Origin of the sequence: Kitasatospora sp. NPDC088351 (assembly GCF_040685575.1) — a bacterium.
GTDB lineage: Bacteria > Actinomycetota > Actinomycetes > Streptomycetales > Streptomycetaceae > Kitasatospora.
In genome coordinates this window covers 1-6023 of the sequence record NZ_JBFBIL010000117.1, presented here as the reverse complement: position 1 = coordinate 6023, position 6023 = coordinate 1, and the positions used below count along the sequence as shown (strand labels likewise).

The window sequence follows — 6023 nt, the reverse complement described above, 5'->3', positions numbered from 1 at the left end:
TTGCGCTCGCGTCACACACCACGGTCTACCGGATCAGGACCCGCCGCGAAGGTGAATCACACAGATTGATCACGACCGAATACGCGCCCTAGGGCTTGCCCGACGGCCGGGGGCCGGTCGGGCGGCGGTCGGGGAGCGCGGGAATAGAGTGAGCCTCATTATTAGCTTTGCTAACTATGAGCTATTCTCGCTGTGCTGGTGGCCGCCCGACCGCCATGCCCGCCGCGCGCCCGCGCGTCCGACCCCGGGAGGTCCGCCCTTGAGGCCCGAAGGCATCCGATGGACCCCACCCGAGCGCGCCGAGGGCGAGCCCCGCCCGCCGTCCCAGTGGCGCCGGATCCTCGCGCTCTTCCGCCCGTACCGCGGCCGGCTCGCCGTGGTCGGCCTGCTGGTGGCGGCCTCCGCGGTGGTCTCGGTGGTGTCGCCGTTCCTGCTGAAGGCCGTCCTCGACACGGCCATCCCCGAGGGCCGCACCGGGCTGCTCAGCCTGCTCGTGCTCGGGATGATCGCCACCGCCGTGGTGAACAGCGTCTTCAACGTGCTGCAGACGCTGATCTCCACCACCGTCGGCCAGCGCGTCATGCACGACCTGCGCACCGCGGTCTACAGCCACCTCCAGCGGATGTCGCTGGCGTTCTTCACCCGGACCCGCACCGGTGAGGTGCAGTCCAGGATCGCCAACGACATCGGCGGCATGCAGTCCACGGTGACCTCCACCGCCACCTCGCTGGTCTCCAACTTCACCAGCGTGATCGCCTCGGTGGTCGCCATGGTGGCGCTGGACTGGCGGCTGACCGTGGTCTCCCTGCTGCTCCTGCCGCTCTTCGTGTGGATCAGCCGCCGGGTGGGCAACGAGCGCAAGAAGATCACCACCGAGCGGCAGAAGCAGCTCGCCGCGATGAGCTCGGCGGTGCAGGAGTCGCTCTCGGTCAGCGGCATCCTGCTCGGCCGCACCATGGGCCGCTCCCACTCGCTCTCCCGGGAGTTCACCGAGCAGTCCGACCAGCTGGCCGAGCTGGAGGTGCGCGCCAGCATGGCCGGGCGCTGGCGGATGAACACCATCCAGATCGTGATGGCCGCGATGCCCGCGGTGATCTACTGGGCGGCCGGCCTGGCCGCGGCCGGCGGTTCGCCGATCGTCTCGGTCGGCACCCTGGTCGCCTTCGTCTCGCTCCAGCAGGGCCTCTTCCGGCCGACCGTCAGCCTGCTCTCGACCGGTGTGGAGGTGCAGACCTCGCTGGCGCTGTTCCACCGGATCTTCGAGTACCTCGACCTGCCGGTGGAGATCGCCGAGCCCGAGCGGCCGGTCGGCCTGGAGAAGATCCGGGGCGAGGTCCGCTTCGAGGGGGTGGAGTTCCGCTACGACCCGGAGCAGGAACGGCCCACCCTGTCCGGCGTCGAGCTCAAGGTCCCGGCCGGCGGCTCACTCGCCGTGGTCGGCGAGACCGGCTCCGGCAAGACCACGCTCAGCTACCTCGTCCCCCGGCTGTACGACGTGACCGGCGGCCGGGTCACCGTCGACGGCGTGGACGTGCGCGAGCTGTCCTTCGAGACGCTGTCCCGGGCGGTCGGCGTGGTCTCCCAGGAGACCTACCTCTTCCATGCCTCGGTCGCCGACAACCTGCGCTTCGCCAAGCCGGACGCCACCGACGCCGAACTGGTCGCCGCCGCCGAGGCCGCGCAGATCCACACGACCGTCGCCGGACTGCCGAACGGCTACGACACCCTGGTCGGCGAGCGCGGCTACCGCTTCTCGGGCGGGGAGAAGCAGCGCCTCGCCCTCGCCCGGACCATCCTGCGCAACCCGCCGGTGCTGATCCTGGACGAGGCCACCAGCGCGCTGGACAACCGCACCGAACGTGCCGTCCAGCAGGCCATCGACACCCTGGCGGCGGGCCGGACCACCATCACCATCGCCCACCGGCTCTCCACCGTCCGGGCGGCCGACCAGATCGTCGTCCTGGACCGGGGTGAGATCGCCGAGCTGGGCAGCCATGACGAACTGGTCGAGGCGGACGGCCGGTACGCGGCGCTGCTGCGGCGCGAGGCGCCGACGGCCGTGCTGGACCGGGCCTGACGGGCGCGCGTTCCGGCCGCGCGTACCGCAGGGCCGGGTACCGCCCGGGGGTCAGGCGGCCTTGGGGACCTCGTTGTAGCTCTCCACGACCTCCTGGCCGGAGAGCTGCTGGATCGCCCGCATCACCTCGTCGGTGACCTGCCGCCGGGCCTTCAGCGAGCGGGCCTGCCCGTGCAGTTCGTCGAAGTGCAGCGGTTCGCCGAAGCGGACCGTCACCTTGCGGACGCGCGGCACGCGCTTGCCGATCGGCAGGATCTGCTCCGGGCCCTCCAGCGCCACCGGCACCACCGGGACACCGGCGGTGAGGGCCAGCCAGGCCACGCCGGTCTTGCCCCGGTACAGCCGGCCGTCGAGCGAGCGGGTGCCCTCGGGGTAGATGCCGAACGCCTTGCCGTCCTCCAGGATCTCCAGCGCCGACTCCAGCGAGGCCTGGGCGGAACGGTAGGTGCCGCGCTCGACCGGCACCGCGCCGATCGACTCGAAGAAGCCCTTGGACAGCGCGCCCTTCAGCCCGGTGCCGGTGAAGTACTCGGCCTTGGCCAGGAAGTGCACCCGGCGCGGCGCGGTCAGCGGGATCACCACGCTGTCGATGAAGGAGAGGTGATTGCTGGCCAGGATCACGCCGCCCTTGCGCGGTACGTTCTCCAGACCTTCGATGTTCGGCCGCCAGATCCCCCGGGAGAGCGGTTTCAGCACCAGCTTGGTGACGAGATTGAGCATGGTCCCTCCCTGGACGAGCATGCCCGGGAGGCGCCCGGGCCTGAACATACGACAATCGGTGATCGGTTCCCGGCCGGGCCGAGATCAGAACCGCAGACTACGACACCCACCCCCGAGCCCGTCCACTCCCGCCGGCCGTGGCGCTCGCCACGGCCGGGTAGGGTACGGCCGTCGGAAACGCACATCAGCAGTTCATAGGAGGGGCAACTCATGGCAGACGTCGACACGATCCGCGCGGCCTTCGACAAGTACGACGTGAACGGCGACGGCCGGATCACCGCCGCCGAGTACGCCAGGGTCGCGCGCGAGCTCGGCGACCTGACCACGTCGATCTCGGTGGCCGAGGCCGTCATCAAGCAGATGGACACCAACCACGACGGCGAGCTGACCTTCGACGAGTTCCTGGCCGCGCGTCAGGGCTGAGTCCGGTCGCAGCCTGCGGGGCCCGCCGGGCGCGGGCCCCGCAGCCGTGTTCCCGGCCCTCCGGTCTCAGCCCCGGCTGCCGCCCCCTGGGCTGCCGGCCTCAGCTCTCGGTCGGGAACACCCGGCGGACCACCCGCTCCGCCGCCCCGCCGTCGTCCCACGGGCAGAACCGCTCCCGGAACCTCGCCCGCGCGGCCGGCTCCGGGTCGCCCGCCAGCAGCGCCGCCGCCAGCCCGTCGGCGTCCACCGTCACCGCGCCGGGCGGCTCCGCGAACAGGTCGAAGTAGACCCCGCGCACCCGCCGGTACTCGTCCCAGTCCGGCGCGAAGATCACGATCGGCCGGTCCAGCACGGCGTAGTCGAACATCATCGACGAGTAGTCCGTGACCAGGACGTCCGCCGCCAGGTACAGGTCCTCCACGGTCGGGTGCGCCGAGACGTCCACGATCTCCGCCGCGCCCTCGCCCGCCGCCAGGTCGCCCGGGCCGCCGGTGTGGAAGTAGTGGGTCCGCACCAGCAGGGTGAAGCCGGGCCCGAGCCGCCTGGCCAGCTCGCGCACGTCCAGCAGCGGTACGTACCCGCCGCGGCCCTCACGGTGGGTCGGCGCGTACAGCACCGCCGTCCGGTCCGGGGCCAGCCCGAACCGTTCGCGCATCGCGGCCACCTCGGCCGGCGTGGTGTTCGCCAGCCGGTCGTTGCGCGGGTAACCGGTGTCCAGCATCTCGTAGCGGCCGGGGAAGGCCCGGGCGAAGTGCTCGCTGGTGTGCGGGTTCGAGGAGACCAGGAAGTCCCAGCGGTCGACCGCCTCCTGCAGCCGGTCGAAGTCCATCCCGTCCGCGGCGGCCGGGTGGTCCCTGAGGTCCATGCCCATCGCCTTCAGCGGCGTGCCGTGCTGGGTCTGCACATGCACCGTGCCCGGCCGCTTGACCATCGTGCGCGGGAAGTTGACGTTGTTGACGAAGTACTTGGCGGTCGCCATCGCCTTCAGATAGGCGGGCGTGTTGACGATCACGTACGGCACCCCGGCCGGCAGGGTGGCCGCCTGGGCGCGGTTCTCCACCACCCAGACACCCCGGACGCCGGGCACCAGTTCCTTCGCCTTCTCGTAGATCGCGGCCGGGCTGCACGCGTAACCCCGGTGCCAGTAGGCCGCGTAGACCGCCAGGTGCTCGTCCAGCGGCAGCCGGCGGAACGCGTTGTACGCGGTGAAACGGGCGCTGCTGCGCACCCCGCGCTTCACCGCCGGGGCCACCGCCCGTGCCCCGCGCTTGAGTTCGCGCGGCAGCCGGCCGGTACGGCGCAGCTCCGCGTACGCGATCCGCGATCCGCGCGCCGCCAGCCGGTACTGCACGCCGCGCAGGCCGCCGGGGAAGCGGTAGCCGGCCGGCCGGTGGCGGCCGAAGTGCTCGGAGATCCGGCGGAAGAAGTCCTTGCGCAGCTCGGGCGGGACCAGCCCCGGGGTGTCGTAGACGGTCAGCGCCTGCTGGACGGTCCGCTCGAAGACCAGGGTGCGCAGGGTGTCGGGGACGGGCCGGCCCGGGCGGTCCGGACGGTCGAGGAAGCCGAAGATCGCGTCGTACTGGGCGAAGGCGTCGGCGTGCTTGGGGGAGGCGGTGCTGGTGATCGCGCCGGCCCGGCCGCGCCGGTAGAAGTAGCAGGGGCGGTCGAGGTAGCGCAGCCGTTCGGCGGCCAGCAGCGCCGGGTAGGTGACCGAGATGTCCTCGTAGAACCCGCGCCCGAAGGAGACGCCGAGGCCGGTCAGGAACTCGCGGCGGAACACCTTGTTCCAGACCGACATCACGGTCCGGAACAGCGCCGGGTGCTCGGCCAGCGTGCAGCCCTCGACCAGCGGGGAGCCGGCCAGCACGTGCCGCCAGGGGTTGGGCTCGGTGCCGCCGTCGGGGTAGACGTGGGTGAAGCCGGTGAGCAGGACGTCGGCCGGGGTCTCGCGCCGGTGCTCCTGCTCCAGTTCGTCGAGGACCGCCCCGACGGTGCCCTCGGGGAGCCAGTCGTCGCTGTCGACGAACCAGACGTACTCGCCGCGCACCTCGGGGAGGGCGGCGGTACGGGCGCCGCCGAGGCCCTGGTTCTCGGTGAGGTGCAGGACGCGCAGCCGGGGGTCGCGGGCCGCGTACTCGTCCAGGATCGCGCCGCAGCGGTCGGGGGAGAGGTCGTCGACCGCGATCACTTCGAAGCGGGGCCCGCCGGCCGCGCCGGACCTCTCGGCCGGGCCTGGTTCGAGGATCGAGTCGAGGCAGCGGGGCAGGAAGCGCTCCACTCCGTGGACCGGGAGCACGATGCTGAGGAGGACTGGCACGCTGGCCGAGTCTACCGAGCCGGACCAGCGGCGGAGCCGCCCGGGTGCGACCGCCCGGCCGGTACGGGGCGGAGGCCGGAACCGCCGGTGCCGGACCCTGTGCGGGACGGCACCGGCAGTCTGGTGGTGGCCCGGCCGACCCTCTACGGCCGAGCCGCCGGTCCGGACACCTCCCGAGCCTGGCCGCCGCAGCGTCGAGGCGGCCTGGCAGTGGCTCGGAGGAGCCGGAAATCTTCATCAGTCGAACACATGACTGGACACTCTCCCCTAAAGGGGCGTCGATAGAGATATTGCTTGGAGGGTCCGTTGGAGTCAATCCCTCGTATGTGTTCACTTCCTGAAGTGATTTTCCCGGGGTGGCCTGCGTGGAGAGGCGTCACCTTCTCTCGCCGCCTCTCCGGTCACCCGGCTCCTGGCGGTGCCCCCGTGCGCCCGGCGCGTGCCTCCCGGCCGGGCGCAGCCCCCGGGGCCCCGGGGGCCCCGGCG

4 protein-coding genes are annotated in these 6023 nt (G+C 71.9%); 2 read left to right on the top strand and 2 right to left on the bottom strand.

The window, feature by feature from the left end; genetic code table 11:
- Positions 1-259 precede the first annotated feature (259 nt).
- Positions 260-2077 (top strand): ABC transporter ATP-binding protein, encoded by a 1818-nt coding sequence (locus AB0P06_RS36515; RefSeq protein ID WP_363615261.1) that lies wholly within the window; start codon positions 260-262, stop codon positions 2075-2077.
- A gap of 51 nt (positions 2078-2128) precedes the next feature.
- Here the strand turns inward: AB0P06_RS36515 and AB0P06_RS36510 are convergent, their stop codons facing one another.
- Positions 2129-2797, bottom strand: coding sequence for a lysophospholipid acyltransferase family protein (locus AB0P06_RS36510; protein ID WP_363615259.1), 669 nt, complete (start codon positions 2795-2797; stop codon positions 2129-2131).
- A gap of 210 nt (positions 2798-3007) precedes the next feature.
- On the opposite strand from AB0P06_RS36510, the gene AB0P06_RS36505 reads away from it, so the two are divergent.
- Positions 3008-3220, top strand: a complete 213-nt coding sequence (locus AB0P06_RS36505; protein ID WP_363615257.1) for an EF-hand domain-containing protein — start codon at positions 3008-3010, stop codon at positions 3218-3220.
- A 100-nt stretch (positions 3221-3320) separates the two neighbouring features.
- On the opposite strand, the gene AB0P06_RS36500 is transcribed toward AB0P06_RS36505, so the two are convergent.
- Positions 3321-5537: a bifunctional glycosyltransferase family 2 protein/CDP-glycerol:glycerophosphate glycerophosphotransferase gene (locus tag AB0P06_RS36500; protein ID WP_363615255.1), complete on the bottom strand. Its 2217-nt coding sequence runs from the start codon at positions 5535-5537 to the stop codon at positions 3321-3323.
- Positions 5538-6023 lie beyond the last annotated feature (486 nt).